Raw genomic sequence first — 25,230 nt, forward strand, 5'->3', positions numbered from 1 at the left:
TTCTATCTGTGATTTATTTGCTAAATTTAACGCTTAAACACGCAACGAAATCATACACTAGACCGTAAGCAAGCTAAACACAATAATCATACAAATGAATAGTTTGGAATATAAAAGATTTTTGATTTTGTCATTATGCTTTTTAGTAATGAGCTGCGTAGCTATCGATGATTATAGAAATTTTTGGTACCGACATGACAAGCGTTCGACTTATTTCCAAAAAATATATGAGCCTATCGATACTCTAAAAATCAATAGATTAATGCTTTGTAAAAGGCAAGAAAAAATAGAACTTCGGAGATATAAAACTGAAGGAAATCTTTTAATCAAAACAAAAGAAATTGAAAAAAATATTATTGCCGCCCTTAAAAAGCATTTTAGTAGCATTGATTATAAAGTAAAGGAAGACAACTTGACAAAATACAACTGTGGATTCTTAAATGAAGAAAACATATTGACTGGTATTTATAAACCCCATTTAGTACCTACTTATGGTTATAATGCAGACATTACATTTGAAATTAAATCCAATTCTTTTAGAGACCATTATAAAGACGGATTTTATGGGGGAACAGATTTATTAGACCAAGACAAACATAATATCCAATTTATAATCAGGATAGCAATTTTTTATGATGATGTGTTAATCTACTTTGATAACTATGAACATTTTGTAGCAAGAATAAGTGAAATTGACAAAGATGTTGAATATCAAATGCCACATGGAGTCGTAGTTTCATTAGTTAATAAAAGCTTAATGGAATACAATAAACGATTAGAACGAAATTTAAAGTAAATAAAGCCAGCTTACAACAACGGCTATAGTTCATTACGGCTGAAATTCCTAATCGGAATTTCAAGCCTTTTTGCTAAATTTATGGTTTCGTTACGGAATGATACTCGCGTACCATTCCGTAACGAAACCATAGCCAAAACCGTTGGGCACAATTTGAATGAAACGTACAATATACATATTAACAATCTTAATTTTTATCTTCAGTTGTCAGCAGAAGCAAAACTCTATGGACAATTTTATGGATGGAATAAGAGAAGATTTTGCTAAACAAGCCGAACAACAGAATAAAGAAGTATATGCTTGGGAATCTAAAATTGACGAGCTATATCGACTTGCAGATAAAAATCTAAAGCTCGGAGAAAAATATACTGACTCAATAATTGAAAATGATAAAACATTGGATAAATGGAAAATTTCCAACCTAAATACCATATTAGGAGAAGTTTATTATGACAATGATAGTATTGACCTTGCACTTAACCGTTTCTTTAAAAGTCAGGAATTAACTTTTGATTCACCCAGAAATAAGGCTAATAAGGCTGGTTGTTATGTTAAAAAAGGAAATTTTGAAAAGGCAATGACTTTACTCGAACAAGCTTCAGATGTGAATAGTGACTTTAAATGGTATATCGGAAATCTTTATGAAATTCAAGGTAAACGAGAAAAAGCAATTTTAGAATACAATTATGTTTATGTCCAAGATACAATTGTCTATGCCAACTATAATCAAAGAATACAAGAATTAAGAAATAACCCCGAACAATTGATGACTGAACTTCATTATAAAGACAGAAGGAAAAGGACTTTGATTTTATTGAAAGGTGCAGGTTCAGATGCTAATGCTACTGAAATTGGTGGATTTGAACTTGAGAAAAAATAAAAACTGTGCCCAACAATGGCTATAATTCATTGCGGTTGAATTCCTAATCGGAATTTCAAGCCTTTTTGCTAAATTTATGGTTACGGCGGAATGATACTCGCGTACCATTCCGTAACGAAACCATAGCCAAAACCGTTACCCAACATTTAAACAATAATTATGGATAAAAAAATATTAGGAAATTTTATAATTTATTTTCCACCTATTGCATTTATGGCGTTTTCACTTGTTTTGAAAAAGGAAAATACAGGAATTGATTGGACAGCAATAGTTATAACAGTTATAATTGGAATGATTAGCGGAGCAATTGGGAAACGAATTAAAAGCAAAGGAGAAGTTGAGTAAAAGTAGGCACATAATTCTGACTATCTATTTAATTCTGTTAATTCTGACCTCATTAGGAACTGGAATTGGCAGCGTACTATTTTATGAAGAAACGGCTGAATTGGTTCCAAAATTCACAAAGGGACTTTTATATATTCAGTTGTTCTCTACTTTCGTTGAAATATTTTCTATTTATTTAATTTTCAAATGGCAAAAGTTCGGATTTTATGGGGTCATACTCGCCTACTTTTTGAACCTATATATTTCTGATAAATCTGGAATTTTGAATATAAACACGATTTTAGGAATCGGAATCAGAATTGGATTATTGTACGGAATTTTGCAAATTAAATCAAAAGGAGTTTCGGGTTGGAAAAACTTAAGCGAATAAAAACGTTGGGTAACAACGGCTATAGTTCATTACGGCTGAAATTCCTAATCGGAATTTCAAGCCTTTTTGCTAAATTTATGGTTACGGCGGAATGATACTCGCGTACCATTCCGTAACGAAACCATAGCCAAAACCGTTGTAAAGCATTACGAAAAACAAGAATGAATAAGGACATTTGGGATAATTGGATTGAAAGAATCGAGTGGATTTTAAATATTGCAAAAAAAAGAAATTGGGAATATTCTGAATTAAGAATAAAGGAACCTATTTCTGAAAGTACATTCGAAATCCTTGAAAAAGAATTGAATCTTGAATATCCTGCTGATTTCAAAGAAGTATTGACCAAATATTCGTCTGGAATATTAATGGATTGGAAAATTGCCGGTGAAGAACCTAACGGAGAGTTTCGACAAATTTTTTGCGGTGCAGGACGTGGCTATTTATGGGATTTTAAAACACTTAGGAACGACTATGTAAATATTCAAGAATGGATTGCTGAATGCTACTCAAATCCCGAAGATGACTATGATAAAGTTTGGTATAACAAAGTTCCATTTTTAGATATTCCAAATGGTGATATCATAGCCTTTGGAGATAAAACAGAGAACGGAAATCAGGTAGTTTACTTGAGTCACGACGGAGATGAGTTTCACGGTCAAATACTTGGGGATAACTTCATTGACTTTATAAGTAAATGGACTCAAATAGGATGTGTAGGAACAGAAGGTTGGCAGTTAGAACCATTTTATGATTATGAGTCAAAAACTATGCTTTCTGACCAAACCATATTGGAAAATTGGATAAAATGGTTAGAAAAATAACGCTTTACAACAACGGCTATAGTTCATTACGGCTGAAATTCCTAATCGGAATTTCAAGCCTTTTTGCTAAATTTATGGTTACGGCGGAATGATACTCGCGTACCATTCCGTAACGAAACCATAGCCAAAACCGTTGCCCACAATTATGAAAAAAACTCTTCTGACAATAATATTGATATTTCAAATTGGGATTTTGGTTGCTCAAAAAACTCAATCTGAATTTATAATTGGAACGTGGCGTTTTGAAAAGGAATGTGATTTTAGAACGGAAAAAGAAAAATCAGAATTTATAGATGTTGCCATTGATCCAATAGAAACTGAAAACGGAACTGGTTATGCTGACAGGACTTTTAAAGAAAACGGAGAATTTGAATTTTATTACAATTCAAATCATATAGATATCGGAGCATACAGAATTAAAAATGACAAACTGATTATTGAGCGACGTCTATCCAAAGAAAAAGCGGAAAGCCGAAAAGAAGCAGTTGAATGGCATTTAAAGCGGAATCTAATGAAAAAGAAAAATGACGGATTTTACTATTTCAAACCACTTGAATTGGATTTAAAATCAGTCTCTGAAAATCGAATTGAACTTGGAACCGAAAAATATTATACGATTTGGAAACGGATAAAATAACTGTGGGCAACAATGTATAACCGCAATTACGGCGGATTCGACTACGTCCGAATCCACTCGGAATTGCTAAAGTCTGTGTTAAGCCGAAAATAATCGCTAATTTAACCCGTAACTGACGGTTATACTAGACCGTTGTGATTAATTTAAAAAACAATGCAGTTAACATTCATATTTATCGGAATAATTGGAATTCTACTGTTGATTTACTCAATCCGAATTTTAATTAAATCGAGTAAAAATAAATCGGTGGCTGAATTTACTCTTGAATCTGAAAGCAAAGAAATTCAGTTGAATTCAACTGGACTTTATTCACTTTGTTTTTTGGGTGCTGGATTTGTTGACAATCAAGGAAAGTTTGGTGCTGAATTAAAATCGGAAAACGGAAATCTGATAAAACTCAACAAAACTTTTCCAAATTATCGTTTTCGGAAAAATGGAAAACTTGGATTAGAGTACTGGCATTTTGAGATAGCTCAAAGCGGAAAATACATTCTGACTTTTAAGAATCTAAATGATTTGATTGCCAAACATTCAATGCTAATTTCGAAAAGAATGTTTCAGAAAAAAATAAGTCCTAATAATCTAAAAATACTCTTGAAAGAAACGATTTCGACTAAAAACAGATTGTTATCAATAGTTGGTTTAGTTATCGGAGTAAACGCTGTGATTTGGGGAATTTTAATTGGATTAACAAATGCATTTGGATAAAAAACTAACCACAACAACGGCTATAGTTCATTACGGCTGAAATTCCTAATCGGAATTTCAAGCCTTTTTACTAAATTTATGGTTACGGCGGAATGATACTCGCGTACCATTCCGTAACGAAACCATAGCCCAAACCGTTGTGTGTAATTATTTGAACAAACTTATGGAACGATTTAACGAGTCTGAATTATTGAAAAATAATAGGAATTTAATCCATAAATCTTACGAAAACATTCTTAATTATACCAATCAAAATCAACAAGAAAAGGAAGAAAATCTTGATGCATTTTTAATGGGCTTGTTCAATGTCTTCTATGAAGAATGGCAACTCATTTATCCAAAATATATTGAATCTATTATATCAAATGATGTAATGGCTACGTTTCATAAAGTTCAACTACATCAAATGGAAACTGAATTTGATATACCTGAAGAAATAAATGAGTTTGCAGTAATATATTATTTAGCAGGATATTTCAATCTCTTTATTACACCGTATAATCAAACTCATAGTAATAATGGCGAAATCAGATATAATATCACAAAGGACAAAGATATAAATCAAAATCTATATGATATATTTGAAGAAATGTGGAATAAAATTGCTGAAAAAGTGGAGCTAAATGACGTTGAATGGGATGAGTTTGATTTAGAGTTATTTTATGAAGTAGAAGAGTCATTCTTACAAAAATATTTATCTAAATGTTGGAAACAAAATAAAGCAAAATTAAATAGCAAAACGAAAGCTATTTTATGTGAACACTCAGGCGCCGGCGAAATATACTATTTAGATGAATCAAGAGTGATAAAAAGTATTAGTGAGTTTTTGAAATAAACAAGCTAATATAACTACACACAACAACGGCTATAGTTCATTACGGCTGAAATTCCTAATCGGAATTTCGAGCCTTTTTGCTAAATTTATGGTTACGGCGGAATGATACTCGCGTACTATTCCGTAACGAAACCATAGCCGAGACCGATGATGTCGAATACGCCTGCGGCGTACTTTTGTCTGCGCTGCTTCGCAGACAATGCATCCAAAAGCAGTTCGACATCATCGCTGCGCTATGCCAATTGCATCTAAAATAAAGTACCATTACAATCAACAAACATCGCCGCTACGGCTTATCAACTCGGCATATCAGGTCGCTAAATGCAATTGGTTGCTCTTTTTTTGTTCCCGATAAAAGAAAAATCAAGATAACACTTCGCTAACGCGAAGCTATCTGTGGTCGATAAATGGCAATTACCAATCTAAACTTGAGTCATCTATTGCCATTTATCAACACGATTTTTCATTATCTTCACAAAAAAACAGTCAACTGCACATAGCGCAGCGTTGCCAGTAATTTGGCGGAATCAAAACAGACCTCTTTACTAATTCAAAACAGTTGTTCGCTCATTCTCGATTTTAATTTACCACCAACGGATTTAAATTTGATAAAGAATTTTAAAATTATGACAAGACTAATCTTTATCTTATTGCTAATTAGTTCATTGTCTTTTGGACAAAAAACTGATATTGAAGAGTTGATTAATCAAGTTGCAAAAGCTGAAGTCCCTGAAAATTTTAAATACTATTATTTAGTTCCCAAAAGCCTTGAACAAGAAAAAATTGATGATTCACTAAAAAATTATCAAATCCGAGAATTGAAAATATTTGACAAGCACTTTCCAGAAAAATTCATTAATACAGAGCCAAAAAAAGAAATGGTAAATTGGGAAAATTATAACCTGAATGAATCAAAATTAGTTTCTGACGAGAACAATTATAATAATACGTTATCACCACCAAAAACAAAAAAAATAAAATTTGTCAAATACAATATTGACCAAAATAAATATGACAGTTTGGTCGATAATAAAGAACCATACACATTAATTCTAAAAAAGAAATGGTATTGGAACAAAAACAGAATTTGGAAGAATAAACGACTTTATGCGGAATTTATTGAAAATTGGAAAATGGATGACAAAAACAATCCAGAAGAAACAATTTATTATCATTTTTCTAAACCAATATTTTCAGAAAATAAAAGATATGCGATACTTTCTTTTTTTAAACAAAGACGTTGCAACGGAAATGGATTTACTGGACTTTACAGAAATGACCACGGAATTTGGAAAAAGGTAATGGAATTTAATCAAATTAGCTCTAAATCTTACTCAACTCATATCAGATGTGAGGAAATTAGAATGATTGACTATGAATAAAAACTACTGGCAACACCGTGTATAATTCATTGCTAGTTATAGCCTACTTACGAAAGTCCTCGCGGACTTTCTATCTGTGATTTATTTGCTAAATTAGTTGCTCAAACACCCAACGAAATCATACACAAACACGATGATGTCGAATACGCCTGCGGCGTACTTTTGTCTGCGCTGCTTCGCAGACAATGTATCCAAAAGCAGTTCGACATCATCGCAGTGGACCTCTCAACGATTTTATCGCGAAGCGATTTTTTTTGATTTTTAAGTAAAATAATTCTAGAAAACTCAAAATCTGAACTCAAAAAAACCAAATTTAATATAACACTTAGTAGGAATTGAATCTAATTAGCATTGGTGGACTTCTTTATTGATTTACGCAGAACATAACGATTAATTTGAAAAATACATAGCCAAAATAATGAGCCAGTCAATTTCTTGTAAGAAACACTAACCTTTTCGAATGTTGAAGTGTATCACCTATTTTTTCAGAACAAAAACTTTATTACATAATATTCTTGTTATTATTTTAAAAGACATCTCAAAAAAGTAGTGTTTATGAGCTAAAAACAATGATTTTAATAGCAATAGCAAAATTATTAAATTTTGTGATAAATTTTTATTACAATTTTATTGCATTAATTATTATGTTATTTCTGATTAGGCTGAATAAACTCTCCAAAATTATTAGATGTAAAAAAACTAATTATTAGTTCATAATTCAGTGAACTATTTTCTCCATAATCCTTACTAAAGTCAAAACCCTTGTAATCATAACTACGTGCTGACAAAACTCTTATTAAATCCAAAATAATTTTATTCAATTCATGATTTATATCGGATGGTAAATAAATATCTGCTCTTTTTAGAGTACTAAGATATTTTTCTAATTCTTCCTTACTTTCAACTACTTTACTCTCTCCCTTTTTTCCTAATACCCAAATCATTAACTGCAAAAAATCAATTGAAAACAAAAAAGCTTTCTTTGCATTGGACTCCATAATCATCTTACCGTAAGAGCCATCATGAATGCTTACAAGCAAATCTCTTAGGTATTGCGACATGGTTATATTTTTATCCGCTGATATTTTAGCTATATCTAATTTAAGGCTTGTCGGTACTCTAAAATTTAAAGTAGCTTCTTCGTATTTTATCTTATTACTTTTTACTTTCATCAATAGTAATCTCTTTAAAATTTGACATTAAAAACACTTTCTAATATCGACTGTTCTGATTTCTTCATGGTTTCCTGTTTCAACATCTTTAGATATAACTTCTTACTTGTTCTATGGCTATTTGCTGCTGGTGTTTTGGAGAAAGCTTTACTGAGCTCTTTTTCAGTAACTATCTTTTCTAACTCCTCTAAAGCCTCATAAGCAATAGTATTAACATCTTTATCTTCTTTTTGGACGCCAAAACGAATTTTTACACTCTTTAGATGTTCTATTAAAATATTAACTTGTAATTCAAATGTCTTTTTAAAATCTGTTTCCGAAGTCACCAAATAAGCATCTATATGCTCATAGAGCCATTCGAAGATATAAATACATCCCTTTAGCTGTTCTAAATACTTTTCTAATAAAAACTGAAATGAAGATGGTGTTGCCTCGTCTTTATATCTTAGCAACTTGAACATATTATCTTCTAGTACAATTCTTTTGTGACTAACATGAGACAGGGATTGTTGTTCAGGACTTAAAAAATAATTGTTCCCATTGCGCTCTATTATAAAAGCCTTATTCGTATGCGGGTATAGTGTCTCCTTGTCAGATTCATCCTCTATAACATCTACTAGCGTATTAGGTAGATAAAGAATAGTTGCTCTGAAAAAATTCTGTATTAGGCTTATGTATAAATTGTCAATTAAATCCATGTTCATCAATCTATTAACATGCTAGAGTAGTCTTCTGGAAGTTCCGCGTCCACATTGCGAAGATATTTTTCTAATGCACTCATTGAACTATGCCCTGTGATATGCATTAGCTTTCCTTTAGCTACATGAGGTGGAAAATCTTTAAGAAACCCTCTGTAAAGCTTAGTGATATATGTATGTCTAAAACTGTATAGTGTGTGTTCTAAATCCAAATTAAACTTGCGCTTTACTACTTTGCTAAAACGCTTTGTAAAATACCCTCTTCGGCTTTCTAGACTCGAATCCCAGTGTTGTCCTATTCCATACCTAGTAAATAATAACGCATCTTTATCATATTGACGTAAATCTGGCAACTCTTCAAATAATACGTCGGGTATTCTTTTTCTTTTGAATGGACTATTCTTTGCTATGAAACTTACTGTTCTTTGCTTTAAATCAATGTCTCCGACTTTTAGTCGACATACCTCAATCGGACGTAAGAAATTATAGGCTACAAACTTTACGTAAAGTAAGAGCAATTCATCATTTTCTTTAAGATAGCTAAATATGGCTTTTTGCTCTTCTTTAGAATACCGCTTGTTAACTTTAGGCACTGACTTTAGCACTTTAATTTTCTTTACAAAATTTACTTCAATAATATCATTGTCTTCTAATAACTGAAAGAAGCTACTTAGACTTGCGCGATAATTGTTGCGATTTCTTGCTGATGTCTTTTGAAGAATATGATTTAAAAAACCTATAACAATTTTCTTATTAATTCTATTAATTCCATTAATATCATTATAATGTTTCTCTAACCATACTCTAAAGACTTTTAAATGGCTTGAATAAGACCTTAAACTACTATCGCGAAGAGACTTCTTTTTAAAAGTCATATCAAAACTAAATGCTTCTTCCAAAGTCATCATTTGGCTTTCGTCCGAATCATTTGACTTTATACTTTTTAAATCAGTTGCATGCTCTGTCTCCTTACTTATATCTTTCTGAATAGAACCGATTTTATCAAAGTGCATATCCGTATTATCCAAATAAGGATTATAGCCAAGTTTGAGATACTTCAATATAATCTGCCTGTAAACTGTAAGAACAGCCATTCGCTCTTCTTTAGTTTTATAAGTATTTGCTGAACCATAATATGGTGTCTGCATTTTTAGCCTATTTGTCCTTGGGTCTCTGAAAGAAAAATAGACATACCAACGTTTACTTAAATCACCTTTAGCGGTGTAGATTTTAGGATTTGAAAACTGCTTCTTCAAGGGTAAATCATATGCACTTTCATATGCATTTTTATATTCTCTTTGAATTAAAGCTTTAAAATTAAGCATAAAAAAACGGTTTGAGGACTTCAAACCGTTGATTTTATTGACTTTTAATCTTAGTAGCGGGAACTGGACTCGAACCAGTGACCTTCGGGTTATGAGTTCGAGATTTTATCCAATATTACCCCTTATAAGGACAATTTCACATGAAATCGTGTACGTTATTGTATACGCTTGTTAAAACTCAAAAATAGAATTAATTGCTAAAATTTAATAATCTTTTTCTCGAATATTTTTTCTTTGTCTACAATTTTTAGAACGTAGATACCGTCTTGAAGATTAGTTAAGTCTAGTTCACTTGGAACGGTTTCTAAACTCATTATTTTTTTACCTAAAGCATTGTACAACTCTAATATTCCTTCTTGGTATTGAGATACAATAAAAATTTTCCCGTTGGTGGGGTTAGGATACACTCCAAAAGATGATGAATCAATGCCATTAGTTGACAACGTTTGGAAGAAAAACTCCTCTGTAACAACTGAACTCCAGTTTCCATAAAGGTCTTTAAACTGAAAATGAATCAAATTTGTAGAACTTGGCTGAAGATTTGAAACATCAATATCCTCAATTAAAGTTAGAGTTTCATTCTGAGTAATCTCGAGAGAAACTCTATTGTCATAATCGTCATTAAACCAATAGCGATAACCTGTAATTACGTTTGTACCTAAGCCAGATGGCTTGTTGTTATAAACATATTCTGAAGTAATTGAAGACCACAGTCCTTTTTTATCTTTAAATCTTATATGAAATGTATTTAAACCTATAGCTAAATCACCGACACCCTCATTAATTCCTAAAACAAATGGGTTTGAATTATTTCCAGTACCAGAAATCCTCGACCCATAATCATCATTAAACCAGTATTCGTATTCCGTAATCTCATTATTTAAACCTCCTGTTGGCTTCTGTACGTAAATATATTCTGAAAGCACTGACGACCACAACCCTATTTTATCTTTTGTTCTAATATGAAGTGTATTTATACCATCATTGAGATTTAGCGTACTCGCTTGCACATTGATATTAAGAGAGTTTACAGCACCGAAGTTATTTTCATTTATCGCATTAGAATAATCATCATTGAACCAATATTGGTATTTTACCATACTATTTGGATTTCCCTCTGGAGCAATATTAGCGACATAATTTGCCTCAAAACCTTGAAATTCATTTACATCATCAGATAAAAAACGAATTAACATAGCTCCACCTGTAGAATAAATTTTACTAGGCAAATTTGAACCCGAATAAGATATAAAAGGGTATGAAGTGTTTGGCCCGTCATAAACCACAATACCATCTTTCCCTAATTCAGTGTCTAAAAACGTAACGTCGAGCTCTATTGAGGTTGCATTTTCTGGTTGTATCAACCATCGGCAGTCCGAATTTGAATTATAATTTCCTGTGCCGCTTCCGTCAGTAATAGTTCCTGATGTTGCTTCTAATATGTTTGTACCTGCACAAAAGTCATCGTAAGAAGCTTCGTATGTAAATTGCCAGCCAGAATCTGTAACAGATGAGTTAGTAACGAATTTCACAAATAAAGAACCGCTATTAGACTGCACAATAAGAGGCAGCAATTGATTACCTGTGTAGAAAGCGATTAGATTACCTTGGTCATCAATTCCATCATAAATTTCTAAATAATCGTTAATCGTTGTTGTATTTCCGTCAATAGTTGCTTGCTGTAGATTTAGCTCATCGAATACCACAGTAATAGATGTAGCGTTCGGTGGTTGAATTAACCATGAGCAATTGGCATTATTTCCATAATTATCTGCGCCACTTCCATCTGAAACTGTTCCTGTATTATCTGTAAGTGTTGTTGTACCAAAGCAAGGTTCAATGCCGTCAGAAGTATAACTAATTGCCCAACCTTCTGTAGTTGTAACATTGTTTGAGGTAAATTTTACAAATGCAGTACCTGAATTGGCAGTAATTGTCGGTGGTATTGTGTTACCTGTGTATGTGCCGATTGGTGGCGCATTTTCGTCTAAACCATCATATATGGTTACGAAATCTTGGCTATTCTCAATATCTATAAATTGAAAATCAAGATTTATAAACGTTGCGCCTTCCGGAGCAATCCGCCAAGTGCAATTACTATTATTGAGGTAATTGTCGTTTCCACTACCATCGTCGAAAACAGCAGATGCAAAGTATAGCTCTGTTAATGTGTTACAATTCTCATTTGGAACCGTACTTGTGTAGCTTAATGTCCAGCCTTGCCCAACATCACTTGCATCTGTGAAAAACTCAATAAAAACCGCTCCCGTTGTGGATGTAATTTCATCTGGAATTGTTGACCCAGAAAACGTGCCTAAAGTTGTCCCTGAATTATCTAAGCCGTCATAAACGGATACTGAATCTCCATTTCCTAAATTAAAGGCTATAAAATTTAAGGTAACTGATGAAGCGCCATTTGGCGCTATAATCCAAGAGCAATTTTGGTCGTTATTGTAGTTTTGACTTAGACTTCCATCAGAAAGATTACCTACCGTAGAGGTTAATACATTTCCACTATCACAAAACTCGTTTACATTGGGTATTACTCCAACAGCGTACCAAGCGTCAATAACAGATTGTACGTCTTGAAATGTAAATCCATGTAAATTATTATCCAAAAAATGAAATGCTGTGTTAATGGTAGCATTTGCAAACTCTTCGTATTCACTATTATTATCAACATCGTTACTTTCAGTAATTACGTAATACAATAGGTGTTGTATTTTTTCGATACCTAATGACCGGACACTGTAATTAGTTCCTTTGTCACTTACTCCCAATTGAGGATTAACTTTAAAATCCTCATTTGCTATAAGATAAAACCAAAAGTTAGCTGGCCCCATATTTTTGTAGGCCATGTCTTCACCTTCATTATATGATTCTGCAACCCAATTTGGACCATTTAATATGTTATCACCAACTATATTAGCATCATTTTGAACATATTCATAAGTATCAGTTTTTCTATTATCCTTAGGCAAATAACCAGGGAAATTATTAATCATACCTAAAGCATCTGGATTTGAAACATCTCTAAGCACTTCACCAGAATAATCACCAAGTCCTTGATCATAAATAATCCAGTTAATAGGAGGAGGATTATTTGACATAATATTTGGGTCAAACCCATTTGTTTTGTAGTAGTGGTTAATTATGATTCCAAATGCATCACAAATACTTTCATTAATAGCTCTCTTTTCTACTAATTCAAAGCCCTGCCAATCTTGAATAGTATTAATTCTTTGGAACTTTTCCTCTCTTGCCAAAAGTAGATGTGTATATTCATGCGCAACAATTTCTAATCCTGTTTGAGGCTTTCGAACATTTATCCTACCAGCTCCAAAAAAAAGAATATCTTTTATAAAGATTCCTGTACTTGGTCTTGCAAAAGCTTTAACTGTTAATTGATCTTTATTTCCCCTGTATACATAGGCAATAATATTGTCTGAATAACCACCCAAGCCTTCTCTATTGTGTACGTTTTTGAAATAGTCATATGTTAAAGTCAAATTTCTGTGGACATCGACGACATAGTTTGGTTCCACATGCACTTCGTATTCTATACTTATGCCATTTGATGAAGTATCATTTTGTAGTCCTTCGTTTAGATTTAAAGTTATTACCTCTGGGAAAAAATCTAAAAACGAACTGTAAAATTTAATAATGGGGTTTGCATCTGTTAATTGAAGCCCATATAAATAGTACGCTTTATTAACCACTATAATATTATTTTGACTATCTGTTCTAGAATCGAAAACTTCTTGACCATTATCTACTATTGTAAAATGACTATAAGCGGAAGGTGTACTTAGAATTTTCACAAACGAAATAGACTTTAAAGGCTCCCAGTTGTTATCATTGTCGAATATTGAATTAAAATTTATAGAGTTTAAACTCGTCTTTGGATCTTCTCTTGCAATTTTAGTCTCAAAGTTCCTATTAATGTCTCTAAGCTCATATTTCCCATTATTAAAAAAAGCCTCAATGGATTGGGTTCCGTTGTGATATGTTTCAGCATTCCCTTGAGTCATTTGCCCATAACTCATTAGGCCTAATAAGGCAAAACTTAAAAAAATAAAATTTCTCATGATTAATTGCCTTGCGCTTGTACTTCTATTTGCACTTGTAAGTTTCCATTTTCATCTGTAGTGCCAGATATGTTTTTGGAAACAATATGCGGATTAAATGGTATAGACCCGTCTTTCCAAGGGAAACGGCCGCCATAGATACCGATTTGACCACCACTTGTCCCTGAGGTGAGTAATGGTGACCCTTCTGGAAAGTTCATATCGTAATTGTAAGAGACAACTGAGCTTGAATTAATATAGTTTACAAAAATATTATTTTCATCAATAGATGAATCAAATAAATTATTGCTACCGAAATTGCTTCCTGAATTACCTGCAATCGTTAAGCCAAAATTGTTTCTAAAAATGGAGTTAGAAGAACTGCTAGTTATATTGGATTGAAACGTTAGGAAAATATTATTAACTACCGAAGAACCGTTAGCATAAAGGACTGGAAAGCCCGTGGAAGGTGTACTTAAAAAATTATTCGAGTCAATCTGAATATTATTCACATAATGGGGCCTTCCAAGCAAAATATTATTTGATATTAAACCAGAGGGCTCATTACTATTCTGTGTTCTTAAATCTAAAGTTCCGATTATTGACCTTAAAATAAAGATGTTTTCCGCTATGCCTGTATAAAACATTATTCGTCCCGAGATGTAAACTCTATCAACCAATAAATTACCAATATTAGAATCTACTCTGATATTTGCCAATGCACTAGCCGATACCGAGCTAAAGCTTATTCCTGTTACTGTTCCCCCACCACCAGAAACATAAATCAATTGTGGTAGTTGCTGACTAGCTCCAGAAAAAACAGTGCTTCCTGTAGCAGCTGTACTGTTGGTATTATGTCCCACACCAACAATATGTAAAGTTTTATCTATAGTTTGATTCAAACTAAACGTACCAGCAGGAAAGTACAATGTATCGCCTTCTACTGCTGCATCAAATGCTTCGTTTGCATCGGAAAAAAACTGAGGTGTATTATTGTTCTGTACCGCAATTAAATTTTGAGAAAATGAACTTAAAGAACTAAAAGACAGGGAAACAATGACTAGTATAAATTTTTTCATTTGGTTGGTTTTAAGTAGTTTAACTTACAGCAATACTAATCAAAAACTTACGGGATACCAAAAATGAAAAAGTCTATTTTTCTTACAAATAAAAATTTACCCTTGAGGGTATACTAATCGTTAAGGGTAGAAAAGGTTTCTTTCTCTTTGTAATAGAGGTCGACAGCATTCTTTTGCTTGAAAGATTCGCCTTCTGCTTTTAATTTTTTGTACAGTGACTTTCGCCAATTTTTAATAGTATCTACGGACTTAAAAAAGAGCTCTGCCAATTCTTTTTCAGATTTTCCTTCAACCAATACCAACCATAGATTGAGTTCTCTTTCTTTTAGGCTATATTTATTTTTTAAATAACTATTGAGACCCTTATTGAAGGCTTCTTTTAATCTTTCCGCCTTAAGCTTTCTAAGTATATTCCTATACAAGAAAACAAGTAAAATTATTGTAGTCACTGTAGCAAATAATAAGGCTACCAAAACTAGTCGTTGCTTAGATTTTAATTCTAATTCCTTTTCTAAAACTAAAGCCTGGTTTTGTGCAATTACCTTTTCTTTTTTCTCCAGTTCATATTTGGCGGATATATCTGCAATTTTCTTTAAATCATTTTTAATGTATAAGGAATCTGAAGCATCTGCATAAATTTTTAAGTATTTATAAGCCTGACCATTAATTCCTAAAATAGAATAATTCTTTGCGATTTCCTTATAAGCGACGTGATAATCTTGGTCTGGTATTTTCGGCAGAAATCTATTTGCTTCTAAAATACTTTCTTCCGCTTTACTAATAAGTTTCTGCTCGAGTAATAGATTTGCTTTATTTAGATTAACAAATGTTATACTGCTAGAATCGTTGAGCGCTTTCGATAGCTCCAATGCTCTATCAAAGCTTGACTTGGCTTCGTCAAATTTATTAAGAAATTTATATTGTCGTCCTACATTGACCAAAGCTCTAGATAATTGCTCTTTATCACCAACCGACTCCGCAGCGTCTTTTGAAAGTATAAAATAATCCAACGCTTTACTATGATTTTTATACTCATCAAATAGAACGCCGAAAAGATTATAGGTACTTGCCAAACCAGAATAGTCTTCAATTTCCTTTCCGATTGTTTCGGCTTGTATCAAATTCTTCTCTGCTTCAGCATACATGTTTCGTTTTAGAAATGTTGTTCCCAGCTGGTTATAGGAATAAAACTGATAATTTTTGTTATTCTGCTCATCAGCTAGATTTAACGTTTTCAAAAAATAATTTGTAGCGTTTTCTAATTTATTTGCGTTTAACGCATTAATCCCAAGATTTATATAACAATTAACCGTTTGTTTATCGTCCTTGACGTCTTTTAAAACTTCTATCGCTTCTAGATAAAGACTATCTGCTTTTTCAATCTCGTTTTGTCTTGCATAAAGTGTAGCAAGATTTGATAGAAGCGCGCCTTGATAGCCTTTATCTTCAATTCCGTTAAATATTGTTAAACTCTTTTTATAGGAACTCTCAGATTCATCAAAATCCCCGTTTATAAGTTGAAGTGTGCCTCGCATTCGATAACCCAAAGCCTCATACTTCTTGGTTCTTCCTTTTGAAAACTGTATAAGACTATCATTATAAATAGATGCTAAATCAAAATTTGTATAATATGCAGCTATTCCTATTTCAGCTAAAATTTTGGCTTTTACGGTGTCTTGTTTGGCTTTTTGAAATTCTATCGTTAGACTATCTATTTTGGATTGCTGGGAATGCAATGAATTAAATACGAATAAAAGGATTATCAATAATGATTTTTTCATAACCTAGAAAGATTGGATTACATGTTAAAAATAGTAAACTAACTATTAAGTGGGTCTAATCCATCAACTCTCTTACGCGCCCATTCTAAATAAATTCTGTTCTCTAGGGTTAATTCTGATTTCTGTTTAAGATTATTCTCTAATGCAGTTAAATAATTTCTAATCTTCTCGGCTTTATTATAATTATCAGCATCACTGAGTAAGTTTTGAAATTTACTCTCTTCTATGGCTTCAAGTTTCTTTTTCCGTTCATTAATTTTACTAATATAATCTCTCCTTCTTTCATTAATATCTTGAAGCTTTCTTAAATCTGCCCATTTTTCACTATCTTTTTTAATGTAATCATATATGACTGGAAAATAGTCTTCTAAACATTTTGTTTTTCTATCAATCCAACTTTTTCGAGCATAACTACCTACTAAAAATTCGAGTTTATCACTTTTCTCATAGGTATCACTTGAGTATCCTCTCTCATCCTTTATGCGTATTCTAAAGTATTTTTGTCTTAGCGATATTTCAGTAAGTTGTCCGTACATTTCTACATGGCACCGATTATATTCGAATTTAATTGAGTGACCGTCAGTATATAGTTTTTCAACTAAGACATTCATCCAACCTAAAGCTCTTTTTCTAAGTCTTTTATCTGTACTTATTGGAAGATATTAACTGTTATATTCTTTTCGCTCTTCCCATGTAAGCCTTGAATGCTTATCTAACCTTAAAAGTTCTTTTCTTGTTGATTCGACTAATGGATGGTACTTCATGTCTTAATATAAATTGAAAAAAATGATTATAACACTTCTAAAGATTTTACTGTCTTAAATGTCCTTATGCCGTTAATGACGAGTATCTATGTTTAAAAATCTGAATATTATAAATTATAAAAGTCTCAGCTATGAGTAGTTACGTGGGTTAGTATTAACTTTATAAGCATATATTGAACCGAACATCCTAATAAATACTCTTAAGTAATCCAAAATAGTCAAATACTTATGACCATTTTAACCAACATTTTTATTTATAAAACTCTTAAATGTGGTTTTGAAATCTGTTTTAAATAAATCAAAATTAAATGTCTTTCTCTCATTTCCATTTTTTGCAGAGAACTTCATTGCTTTGAAAAATTCAGAATCAAGCCCTTCAAATTTCTCCTTGTAAAATGTATTAGAGCAAACCCAAGTTTCACAATTAAAAATTATTAGGCTTGATAGTCTTTTATGAGTTCTTTTTATATTTTCTTTAAAAAAGAGATTTACATATGATTTCACTTTTGCAGTATCATCTTTGTGATAACCCATTAGTAAAATAGATTTGTTATTATATGGAAAATACGATATAAAAATTTCAGAAATTCGTTCCATATCTTTTCCATACTTGTATTGATAGTCCATTATCTCACTCGAAGTATCATAAGTAAATATTGCATTAAGACATATTTCTTTGTAATCCATTTCCCTATGTTCAAAAACAAAGGATTCAGTTTTGTTATCCAAATCATTCCACATTGATTTTGTGTAATGCTCTAAATCTTTAATTCCAAGTTTGTTTTGACGAATAGTTTCTCGTAACATTTGGTTATCCGTATCCACACCTGAATGATTAATTACACATTCTTGCACTTTTATGACTACTTCTTTTAGCCATAGTTCATTGTATGTTGTTCTTAAAGCGAATAGTAAACAAGACTCATAATCTTGAAAATCAATTGCTCCTTCTGTCTCAATTTTGCTGAATATAGACGTGTCGTGATTATTACAAAAACCAGTAAAAGTGTAGATTTTATTAATTCCTTTTCTGTGAAACCTTGTGTATTCTTGTTTGAAATGGTCAATAGAAGATTCCCATAAATGTTTATCCTCTGCTATTGAAGATAAAATTCCGTTTTTTTGCATTATATGAGAATTTATAGCCTTCTCATTGCAATTCGGATGCATACAAATATTCGTTTCTGATTTAGCTTTGTTAGCACACTCAGTAAATATTTTAGCAATCTTTGGGTGTTCTGTTTTCAATTTTTAACAAATATTGGTAGGGTCATTTACTTAATTCTAGAATGTGATTATAGGTAATAAATTATGATTTTAACATAGCTCAAATAATTACCTTTTCAATCTGACCTAGGAAATTCAACTACTTATTCTTAAAGCTAATAATACTCCTTGATATAAGCATAAGCTCTTTCAAATAAGAGCTGGTCTTTATGTAGCTTGTACTTTAATAAGGCTTTACGTAATGACTTTTGAACTTCTCGCTCTCCAGAACTTGTTTTTTGCCAACCTGGGAAACGCACCACTCTCACAATAGCGTCAATATCTCCAACGATACGCTCAACAACAGCTGGAGTTTCATCAGTTTTTAACTCTAAAAACAATTCTGTCAATGCTGCTTTTGGAGTTTTTTCTACCAAGAGTTCTTCTAACTCTTTTTCAGCAGCTATAGTTTCCTTCGCCAGTTTGCATAATTCTTTAACAAATTCTATTGATGTAATTAACCCTTGTTCAGCCTTATCTCGTAATGCCTCTAGTCGTTCACTCAAAGATTTAAACTTTGGGTCCCCAGCATGCCTTTTGAAACGTTTTACAAGCAGTTTTTCCAGTTTTTTAGCATTCTTAGGGTCTGGATTATTAAATATATCCTCAATCACATCAGCATCTAAGACAAATTCATCAAGAGAATGTACTTCTCCAACATGAATATTTTCATGAATTAATTTGGTGGTTTGTGCACCTAAAGAGAACCATAATAATTTTCCGATATTATCTGCTGCTGGTTTAACTGATTCAAAAACTTGCGACAACCATTTATAATCCTCCTGATAGAGGTTTAAGATGTTATCTGGCGATAGGGATTCCCATAGTTTAGATAAATATTTATAGTCTTTAGCAAAGGCATCTTTCTTATCATTATTGCCAATAGCATTTTGTGCAGCTTCTAAACCTTCAAAACCCTGAATCGTTCTATCAACACCTTCAAAATGCGATAAGGTTTCTTTCATTGCTTTTGGTAATTTATCTCTAAGTTCTGATAAGTTTGATATTACCGTTTTGATACTTTCTTCATCAAATTGTAATGCTTTTGCTGCATCATCAAAAACACCAAAATAATCTACAATACGACCAAAGGATTTATTTGGGTATAAACGATTTGTTCTACAAATGGCCTGTAATAATGTATGGTCCTTTATAGACTTATCTAAATACATGGTTTGTAAAATAGGTGAGTCAAAACCAGTTAATAATTTAGCTGTTACTATTATGAATTGCAAATCAGATAAGGCATCATTGAACTCATCAACTATTCTTTCCTGTTGACTTTTATCTATGCCCCATTTTTGTTTAAACTCTAAATCATCATTTGCTGATGTAGAAATCACAACTTTACTTGCCTCTTCTGAAAAATATTTATCTAACTCTTCTTTGTATTGCACACAGGCATATCTATCTGGTGTAACAATCATTGCTTTAAAGCCATGCGGCATCACTTTTTCCTTAAAATGGGTTGCTATATCTTCAACTATTTTTGCAACACGTTCTGGTGACTTTAAAAAGGCAGACATTTTAGCTGATTTTTTATTCAAAGCATCTGCTTCTTCATCTGTTAGCGCAGCACTTTCTTTAAATTCAGCGAAGGCTTTATCTATGGTTTCCTTGTCCACATGTACATCGACCAATCGCGGTTCAAAGTGTAATGGAAGTGTAGCATTATCACGAATAGAATCATGGAACGTATAGCGAGACATATAGCCACCTTCATCCTCTTCTGAACCAAAAGCCCAAAACGTGTTTTTATCTGCTTTATTAACCGGTGTTCCCGTAAGACCAAACAAAAATGCATTAGGTAATGCGGCTCTCATTTGTCTACCTAAATCTCCCTCCTGGGTTCTATGGGCCTCATCTACCAAAACAATGACATTTTCTCTAGTATTCATGTTTGGCTTAGCATCTCTAAACTTAAAAATAGTAGAGATAATAATTTTTCTAGTATCTCTTTCTAATAACGTTTGTAATTCGGTTATACTATCTGTAGTTTCTACATTAGAAATATCGGCAGCATTGAAGGTTCCTGTGATTTGAGTATCTAAATCTGTTCTATCTACAAGAACGATAACTGTTGGACTTTTTAAAGTTTGTTCTCTTCTTAATTTTTGAGCAGCAAATACCATTAATAATGATTTTCCAGACCCTTGAAAATGCCAAATCAACCCTTTTTTAATGCGCCCTTCTTTTACACGTTTAACTATTTTATTTGCGCCTTCATATTGCTGAAAACGAGGAATTACCTTTATGCGTTGTTTCTTTTTATTAGTTGTAAATAATGAGAAGTTTTGCAGAATATCTAATAAACGCTTTGGATGTAATAAATCTGACAATTCCTTACCTACCTCACCTAATCCTAATCGTTTTGCGATGGCATCTTCATCATTTTCTAAACGCCAAGGCGCCCAAAATTCTAATGGAGTTCTTACAGCACCATAATACAATTCTTTGCCTTCTGTAGCAAAAGATAAAATGTTTGGCACAAAGAGTTGTGAAACTGTATTTTCATAAATATCATGTACTTCATGAGCACCATCTAACCAGCTTATTGATGGTCTTATCGGTGTTTTAGCTTCACCTATAACCACAGGAATACCATTTACAAACAAGACAACATCTGGTATTTTGGTTTCACGATGATGAACCCTAAATTGAGTTGCAGCGATATAATTATTATTCTCTAAATTTTCAAAATCAATTAATCGAACCGGAACATGTCTATTGTTTTCTCCAAAAGGCATGGTTTTATCTCCTTGCAGCCATTTAAAAAACTCTTCATTAGCACGAACCAAACCTACTTGATGTACAGAAATTAAAATGGCACGTAGTTTATAAATAACTTCATCTGCTAAATCTGGATTAGATGTAATCTCTGGGTTTAATTTAATTAAAGCAGCCTTTAAATCTGACTCAATTAAAACTTCGTTTACGCTGCGCTGCAACTCTTGTGGGGCTTTATACTGCCAAAAACCATGATACAATGATGTATCTTCTGAAACTTCATTCGTATTTAAGTTAACACCTGTCAGCTGCTTTATGATGTAGTTTTCTACACTGTTTAGTTCGTTAAATGACATAAATTATATTGATTTAAATGCAGCTAATACAATACTCTGAATTGGGCTAGACAAATAAGGTAAAACTATACCAGAAAAATTCTGATGAGATTTTACTATATATTTTCTTAATAATGTATGTGTACTCTTTTCATTTTTTGCGTTAATCATTAATTGATTCAACTGAAAAATTATTTGCTGATCAAATTGATCCTCATCATAAATTCCAATACTTAACATAGCAAATGCACTCTCTGCGGCTTGTTTAAATGGGTTAATGACGTTCTCTACTCTCTCCAATCTTAACTCCTGTCTATTAAGTAAGCAAATTCCAATTGTTTCATTTCCTCTATTTTGAGCATCTATTCCTCTAATTCTAATTCCATCTCCAGAAGGATCATTAAAAAAATCAAAATAAGCTTCTGGGTCATCGACTTCTGGATGAAGTAGATAAGGCATTTCATCAAGTAACGGTGTATTCTCTGCTCTTTGATGATTTAAATTTAACTGTGCATTTGCTAAAAAGCTTGGCGTATAAACTCTAATACCTAAAATTGGGAATTTTGAATGTTTGGCTCCTTCGCGATTACATTTTACACACGAAGGCAATAAATTAGTCCATTCATAACATAACCAATAATAACCATTATGTGTGTTATCTTCAACAACTTTCTTTTTGGGTCTATAATGTTCTATATCTGCTTTCGCAAGCCTTTCACAATAAGCGCACTTATTATAATAACTTAATGCTAGTTGATCCTCAACTCTAGACCTTTTCTCATCTGGATTCCCATAAGATTCTCTATAGATGGCATCTGTTATATCATCTTTTGTCATATTAGTAGCAATATCTAACAAAGCGTTAGCAGTATCTTGACTTGCTAATGTGGCTGTTTTATGATTGTCAGGTTTAGTTACAAATCTCATTTTCTTTTATTTTCAAATCTTTCAATCAATTCTTTCTCTCTTTCATCCGTAATAAATTCTTGGATTTTGCCTTCTAGTTTATTTACAAACTCAACTTCGGCAAAAGTTTTCTCTGTTCTCACAAATGTTCCTTTTTCTCTATTTTCATTAGAAATATTATCCATACCAAATATTGGCGAGGTCAATATTGTGTTTGGTAATAATTCTTCCAAGTAGATTTTATCATCTATTCTTTCAATGTATGTACCTTTCTCTAAATTTCTTTTTACAACACAAATGACACTGTCTTTTGGTGCTCCCAATAAAGGAATCGGACTATGTGTAGAAACTATAAATTGGACTTTAGGAAAGGCAGCAGTTAACTGTTCAACAAAATGTTTTTGAAATTTCGGATGTAAATGAATATCTATCTCATCAATAAAAACAACGCCACGTAGTTCTCCTGGATCATCAATATCTGGTTGCTGTCTGTATAATCTAACAAGTAAGTCACTCATCATAGATAATATGCTCATATAACCAGATGATAGTTTTTCTATTCCCACCGCATCAAATAATTTATCTTCACCATCCTTTTCTCTGAATAGCGTAACTGGAATATCATTGACTTTCATTCCAAACTTTACTTCTCCAACATTTAAAAGAAGACCCTCTAAAAACTCTTTAATCGCATAAGTACGACTTGCAAATTCTTGGTTATTATCAGAATTATACCATTCTGAAAATTGCGACTCCAAATCCAATAAATAAGCATTATTGCTAAATAACGTGTTTGAATGTCCATTTTTACTCCTTGCTTGTTTGAGTTGATTACTACTTAAACCTCCATATATTGGATTTAACCTAAAAGGACCATAGGCAGCAAACCCTAAAAGTAAAGGTCTTACTCTACCTGTTTTGAGGTTTGCTTTTCTATGAAAATGAAGCTTAATAGAAGTATCTGAATTTGTGTAAATTTTACAATCAAATCGATTTATATTGTTGGTCTCGTTAGCGTTTAATTTTCTAAAACCAATAGTTCTAGCTAATGCTTTTAGAATATTACTTTTACCAACACCATTTTCACCTGTCAAAAACACCCATTGTGCTTTAAAAGGAATAGATGAAAATTCTAGTTGTTTTATTGATTTATAGTTACTTATTTTAAATCCACTAATTTTTGAAGGTCTAATATTCTGAAGTTCCTCTTCATATCTTTCAATTCTAGTTTTATATTCAATTATTTTATTTAGGTCTTTTATAAAGGTTTTATTTTCAATAATACCTATCCCGTAATCAGACTTCTCTTCTCTTCTAACGATTTCATCAATAATTGGCCAGAATTTGGTTAAAAACTCAAACAAGCTATCTTGTAAATTTTTGCTTTCAAATTGAACATCTAATTTCCCTCCATCAGTTCTAAACTCCTTTTCTCGCACATTTAAACCTAATGAAGGAAAGACTTGATCCAATAAAAAATCAAATTTTCTTCCCTCATCTGTCATAGAAAAATGGAGCCAACAATGACCTTCATAATTTACCATAAATGCAATGTTTGGCAGTTTAGTTCTCCAGTCGTCACCAGTCCAAAACCCTACAGCTAGATATTCATTATTACCCAAAAACCAGAAGCCTTCTTCTAATCTGTTTGATCTATTGGTTTTCCTTGGTCTAAATTTAAATTCAGGGTTTAATCTAAAATGTTCATAGAGTAATTCAAATAGCTCATTATGTATCTTGGTTATTGCCATGTTATTTATTTTAACGCATATATTAAATCAATGCCAGAAAAAATAGTTAACCCCAAAGTTTTTGTTTCTTCTTGCACAGCTAAATCATGACTTTCTTTATTTCTAATTACCTTTAAAAGCATAGCATTTTCGAATTGCCTTAGAGTAATCCAACTACACTTTTTAGCATGTTCTAATAAATTATGTAACATTGGTTTTCCCTTAAAAGACTCGTCTTTATTTGCTTTTTCTTTTAATTTATTTTCTACCACTTTTGCTAATACTCTAACTGCTTCTGTTGTTCTTCCTTCGTTTAAATTAGAAATTACCGTTTCCAACTCAATATGAACAGTAAAATCTAAAGTATCTATCGATGTTTTTAACTTTTCTAACTCTGCAATAATACCAAGATCTACATTTTGTTGTGTTTTTAGGTATTTCTCTAACAAACTCAAATAAGCTTTCTTAGTGTCATAATTATCTTTTCGTAATTTTTTAATTATACGATCTGTTTTAATGGCACGGTTATGTTTATCATTAAATAACCATGCTATAAGTAACCCAAGAACAGCTATAACTAACCAAAACATATCTTTACCTTTCATA

At 32.1% G+C, this 25,230-nt stretch carries 21 protein-coding genes; 9 read left to right on the plus strand and 12 right to left on the minus strand.

The features are described from left to right. Nucleotides 1-94 precede the first annotated feature (94 nt). The 9 genes from DFQ05_RS04925 to DFQ05_RS04960 all read left to right on the plus strand — a co-directional run bounded on the left by DFQ05_RS04925 (nt 95) and on the right by DFQ05_RS04960 (nt 6,774). Nucleotides 95-796, plus strand: coding sequence for a hypothetical protein (locus DFQ05_RS04925; protein ID WP_132704210.1), 702 nt, complete (start codon nt 95-97; stop codon nt 794-796). 157 nt (nt 797-953) lie between these two features. After that, on the plus strand, nt 954-1,676 hold the full coding sequence (locus DFQ05_RS04930; protein WP_132704212.1) for a tetratricopeptide repeat protein: 723 nt from the start codon (nt 954-956) through the stop codon (nt 1,674-1,676). 159 nt (nt 1,677-1,835) lie between these two features. Continuing rightward, entirely contained in the window at nt 1,836-2,021 is a 186-nt protein-coding gene (locus DFQ05_RS04935; RefSeq protein ID WP_132704214.1) for a hypothetical protein, read from the plus strand. Next, nucleotides 1,984-2,391: a hypothetical protein gene (locus DFQ05_RS13720; RefSeq protein WP_206750663.1), complete on the plus strand. Its 408-nt coding sequence runs from the start codon at nt 1,984-1,986 to the stop codon at nt 2,389-2,391. The genes DFQ05_RS04935 and DFQ05_RS13720 overlap by 38 nt, the downstream gene beginning before the upstream one ends. A 161-nt stretch (nt 2,392-2,552) precedes the next feature. After that, entirely contained in the window at nt 2,553-3,212 is a 660-nt protein-coding gene (locus DFQ05_RS04940; protein WP_132704216.1) for an SMI1/KNR4 family protein, read from the plus strand. A 145-nt stretch (nt 3,213-3,357) separates the two neighbouring features. After that, the gene (locus DFQ05_RS04945; RefSeq protein ID WP_132704218.1) at nt 3,358-3,849 is read left to right on the plus strand and encodes a hypothetical protein; all 492 of its coding nucleotides are present in this window, start codon (nt 3,358-3,360) and stop codon (nt 3,847-3,849) included. A gap of 153 nt (nt 3,850-4,002) precedes the next feature. Next, on the plus strand, nt 4,003-4,557 hold the full coding sequence (locus DFQ05_RS04950; RefSeq protein ID WP_158281893.1) for a hypothetical protein: 555 nt from the start codon (nt 4,003-4,005) through the stop codon (nt 4,555-4,557). Nucleotides 4,558-4,720: 163 nt separating this feature from the next. Then, nucleotides 4,721-5,392, plus strand: coding sequence for a hypothetical protein (locus DFQ05_RS04955; RefSeq protein ID WP_132704222.1), 672 nt, complete (start codon nt 4,721-4,723; stop codon nt 5,390-5,392). A 626-nt stretch (nt 5,393-6,018) separates the two neighbouring features. Then, nucleotides 6,019-6,774 carry a hypothetical protein gene (locus tag DFQ05_RS04960; RefSeq protein WP_132704224.1) on the plus strand — a complete coding sequence of 252 codons (756 nt, stop codon included), beginning with the start codon at nt 6,019-6,021 and terminating at the stop codon, nt 6,772-6,774. 647 nt (nt 6,775-7,421) lie between these two features. On the opposite strand, the gene DFQ05_RS04965 is transcribed toward DFQ05_RS04960, so the two are convergent. From DFQ05_RS04965 to DFQ05_RS05020, 12 genes are all read right to left on the minus strand, one after another. Beyond that, nucleotides 7,422-7,946 (minus strand): hypothetical protein, encoded by a 525-nt coding sequence (locus DFQ05_RS04965; protein WP_206750664.1) that lies wholly within the window; start codon nt 7,944-7,946, stop codon nt 7,422-7,424. A 14-nt stretch (nt 7,947-7,960) separates the two neighbouring features. Beyond that, nucleotides 7,961-8,644: a hypothetical protein gene (locus DFQ05_RS04970; RefSeq protein WP_132704228.1), complete on the minus strand. Its 684-nt coding sequence runs from the start codon at nt 8,642-8,644 to the stop codon at nt 7,961-7,963. Between the two features lie 5 nt (nt 8,645-8,649). Further along, nucleotides 8,650-9,969: a tyrosine-type recombinase/integrase gene (locus DFQ05_RS04975; RefSeq protein WP_132704230.1), complete on the minus strand. Its 1,320-nt coding sequence runs from the start codon at nt 9,967-9,969 to the stop codon at nt 8,650-8,652. A gap of 197 nt (nt 9,970-10,166) precedes the next feature. Next, entirely contained in the window at nt 10,167-14,057 is a 3,891-nt protein-coding gene (locus DFQ05_RS04980) for a CUB domain-containing protein (RefSeq protein ID WP_132704232.1), read from the minus strand. A gap of 2 nt (nt 14,058-14,059) precedes the next feature. Next, nucleotides 14,060-15,115 (minus strand): hypothetical protein, encoded by a 1,056-nt coding sequence (locus tag DFQ05_RS04985; RefSeq protein WP_132704234.1) that lies wholly within the window; start codon nt 15,113-15,115, stop codon nt 14,060-14,062. A 113-nt stretch (nt 15,116-15,228) separates the two neighbouring features. Beyond that, nucleotides 15,229-16,896: a tetratricopeptide repeat protein gene (locus DFQ05_RS04990; protein WP_132704236.1), complete on the minus strand. Its 1,668-nt coding sequence runs from the start codon at nt 16,894-16,896 to the stop codon at nt 15,229-15,231. Between the two features lie 38 nt (nt 16,897-16,934). Beyond that, nucleotides 16,935-17,507: a hypothetical protein gene (locus tag DFQ05_RS04995; protein WP_132704238.1), complete on the minus strand. Its 573-nt coding sequence runs from the start codon at nt 17,505-17,507 to the stop codon at nt 16,935-16,937. A 390-nt stretch (nt 17,508-17,897) separates the two neighbouring features. After that, nucleotides 17,898-18,908, minus strand: coding sequence for a hypothetical protein (locus DFQ05_RS05000; protein WP_132704240.1), 1,011 nt, complete (start codon nt 18,906-18,908; stop codon nt 17,898-17,900). Nucleotides 18,909-19,042: 134 nt separating this feature from the next. After that, nucleotides 19,043-22,009 (minus strand): type I restriction endonuclease subunit R, encoded by a 2,967-nt coding sequence (locus DFQ05_RS05005; protein ID WP_132704242.1) that lies wholly within the window; start codon nt 22,007-22,009, stop codon nt 19,043-19,045. 3 nt (nt 22,010-22,012) lie between these two features. Then, the gene (locus DFQ05_RS05010) at nt 22,013-22,915 is read right to left on the minus strand and encodes an HNH endonuclease family protein (RefSeq protein WP_132704244.1); all 903 of its coding nucleotides are present in this window, start codon (nt 22,913-22,915) and stop codon (nt 22,013-22,015) included. Continuing rightward, nucleotides 22,912-24,645, minus strand: coding sequence for an AAA family ATPase (locus DFQ05_RS05015; RefSeq protein ID WP_132704246.1), 1,734 nt, complete (start codon nt 24,643-24,645; stop codon nt 22,912-22,914). Before DFQ05_RS05015 ends, DFQ05_RS05010 begins: the two co-directional genes overlap by 4 nt. Before the next feature lie 5 nt (nt 24,646-24,650). Then, a complete protein-coding gene (locus DFQ05_RS05020) occupies nt 24,651-25,229 on the minus strand; it encodes a hypothetical protein (protein ID WP_132704248.1) in 579 nt (192 codons plus the stop codon). Nucleotide 25,230 lies beyond the last annotated feature (1 nt).

It is taken from the genome of Winogradskyella wandonensis, assembly GCF_004346845.1.
Classification (GTDB): Bacteria; Bacteroidota; Bacteroidia; order Flavobacteriales; family Flavobacteriaceae; genus Winogradskyella; species Winogradskyella wandonensis.

Excerpts from the sequence above, each read along its gene's own strand:
- DFQ05_RS04925 (WP_132704210.1), top strand. The coding sequence starts at position 95 with ATGAATAGTTTGGAATATAAAAGATTTTTGATTTTGTCATTATGCTTT.
- DFQ05_RS04930 (WP_132704212.1), top strand. The coding sequence starts at position 954 with ATGAAACGTACAATATACATATTAACAATCTTAATTTTTATCTTCAGT.
- DFQ05_RS04935 (WP_132704214.1), top strand. The coding sequence starts at position 1,836 with ATGGATAAAAAAATATTAGGAAATTTTATAATTTATTTTCCACCTATT.
- DFQ05_RS04940 (WP_132704216.1), top strand. The coding sequence starts at position 2,553 with ATGAATAAGGACATTTGGGATAATTGGATTGAAAGAATCGAGTGGATT.
- DFQ05_RS04945 (WP_132704218.1), top strand. The coding sequence starts at position 3,358 with ATGAAAAAAACTCTTCTGACAATAATATTGATATTTCAAATTGGGATT.
- DFQ05_RS04950 (WP_158281893.1), top strand. The coding sequence starts at position 4,003 with ATGCAGTTAACATTCATATTTATCGGAATAATTGGAATTCTACTGTTG.
- DFQ05_RS04955 (WP_132704222.1), top strand. The coding sequence starts at position 4,721 with ATGGAACGATTTAACGAGTCTGAATTATTGAAAAATAATAGGAATTTA.
- DFQ05_RS04960 (WP_132704224.1), top strand. The coding sequence starts at position 6,019 with ATGACAAGACTAATCTTTATCTTATTGCTAATTAGTTCATTGTCTTTT.
- DFQ05_RS04965 (WP_206750664.1), bottom strand. The coding sequence starts at position 7,946 with ATGAAAGTAAAAAGTAATAAGATAAAATACGAAGAAGCTACTTTAAAT.
- DFQ05_RS04970 (WP_132704228.1), bottom strand. The coding sequence starts at position 8,644 with ATGGATTTAATTGACAATTTATACATAAGCCTAATACAGAATTTTTTC.
- DFQ05_RS04975 (WP_132704230.1), bottom strand. The coding sequence starts at position 9,969 with ATGCTTAATTTTAAAGCTTTAATTCAAAGAGAATATAAAAATGCATAT.
- DFQ05_RS04980 (WP_132704232.1), bottom strand. The coding sequence starts at position 14,057 with ATGAGAAATTTTATTTTTTTAAGTTTTGCCTTATTAGGCCTAATGAGT.
- DFQ05_RS04985 (WP_132704234.1), bottom strand. The coding sequence starts at position 15,115 with ATGAAAAAATTTATACTAGTCATTGTTTCCCTGTCTTTTAGTTCTTTA.
- DFQ05_RS04990 (WP_132704236.1), bottom strand. The coding sequence starts at position 16,896 with ATGAAAAAATCATTATTGATAATCCTTTTATTCGTATTTAATTCATTG.
- DFQ05_RS04995 (WP_132704238.1), bottom strand. The coding sequence starts at position 17,507 with ATGAATGTCTTAGTTGAAAAACTATATACTGACGGTCACTCAATTAAA.
- DFQ05_RS05005 (WP_132704242.1), bottom strand. The coding sequence starts at position 22,009 with ATGTCATTTAACGAACTAAACAGTGTAGAAAACTACATCATAAAGCAG.
- DFQ05_RS05010 (WP_132704244.1), bottom strand. The coding sequence starts at position 22,915 with ATGAGATTTGTAACTAAACCTGACAATCATAAAACAGCCACATTAGCA.
- DFQ05_RS05015 (WP_132704246.1), bottom strand. The coding sequence starts at position 24,645 with ATGGCAATAACCAAGATACATAATGAGCTATTTGAATTACTCTATGAA.
- DFQ05_RS05020 (WP_132704248.1), bottom strand. The coding sequence starts at position 25,229 with ATGAAAGGTAAAGATATGTTTTGGTTAGTTATAGCTGTTCTTGGGTTA.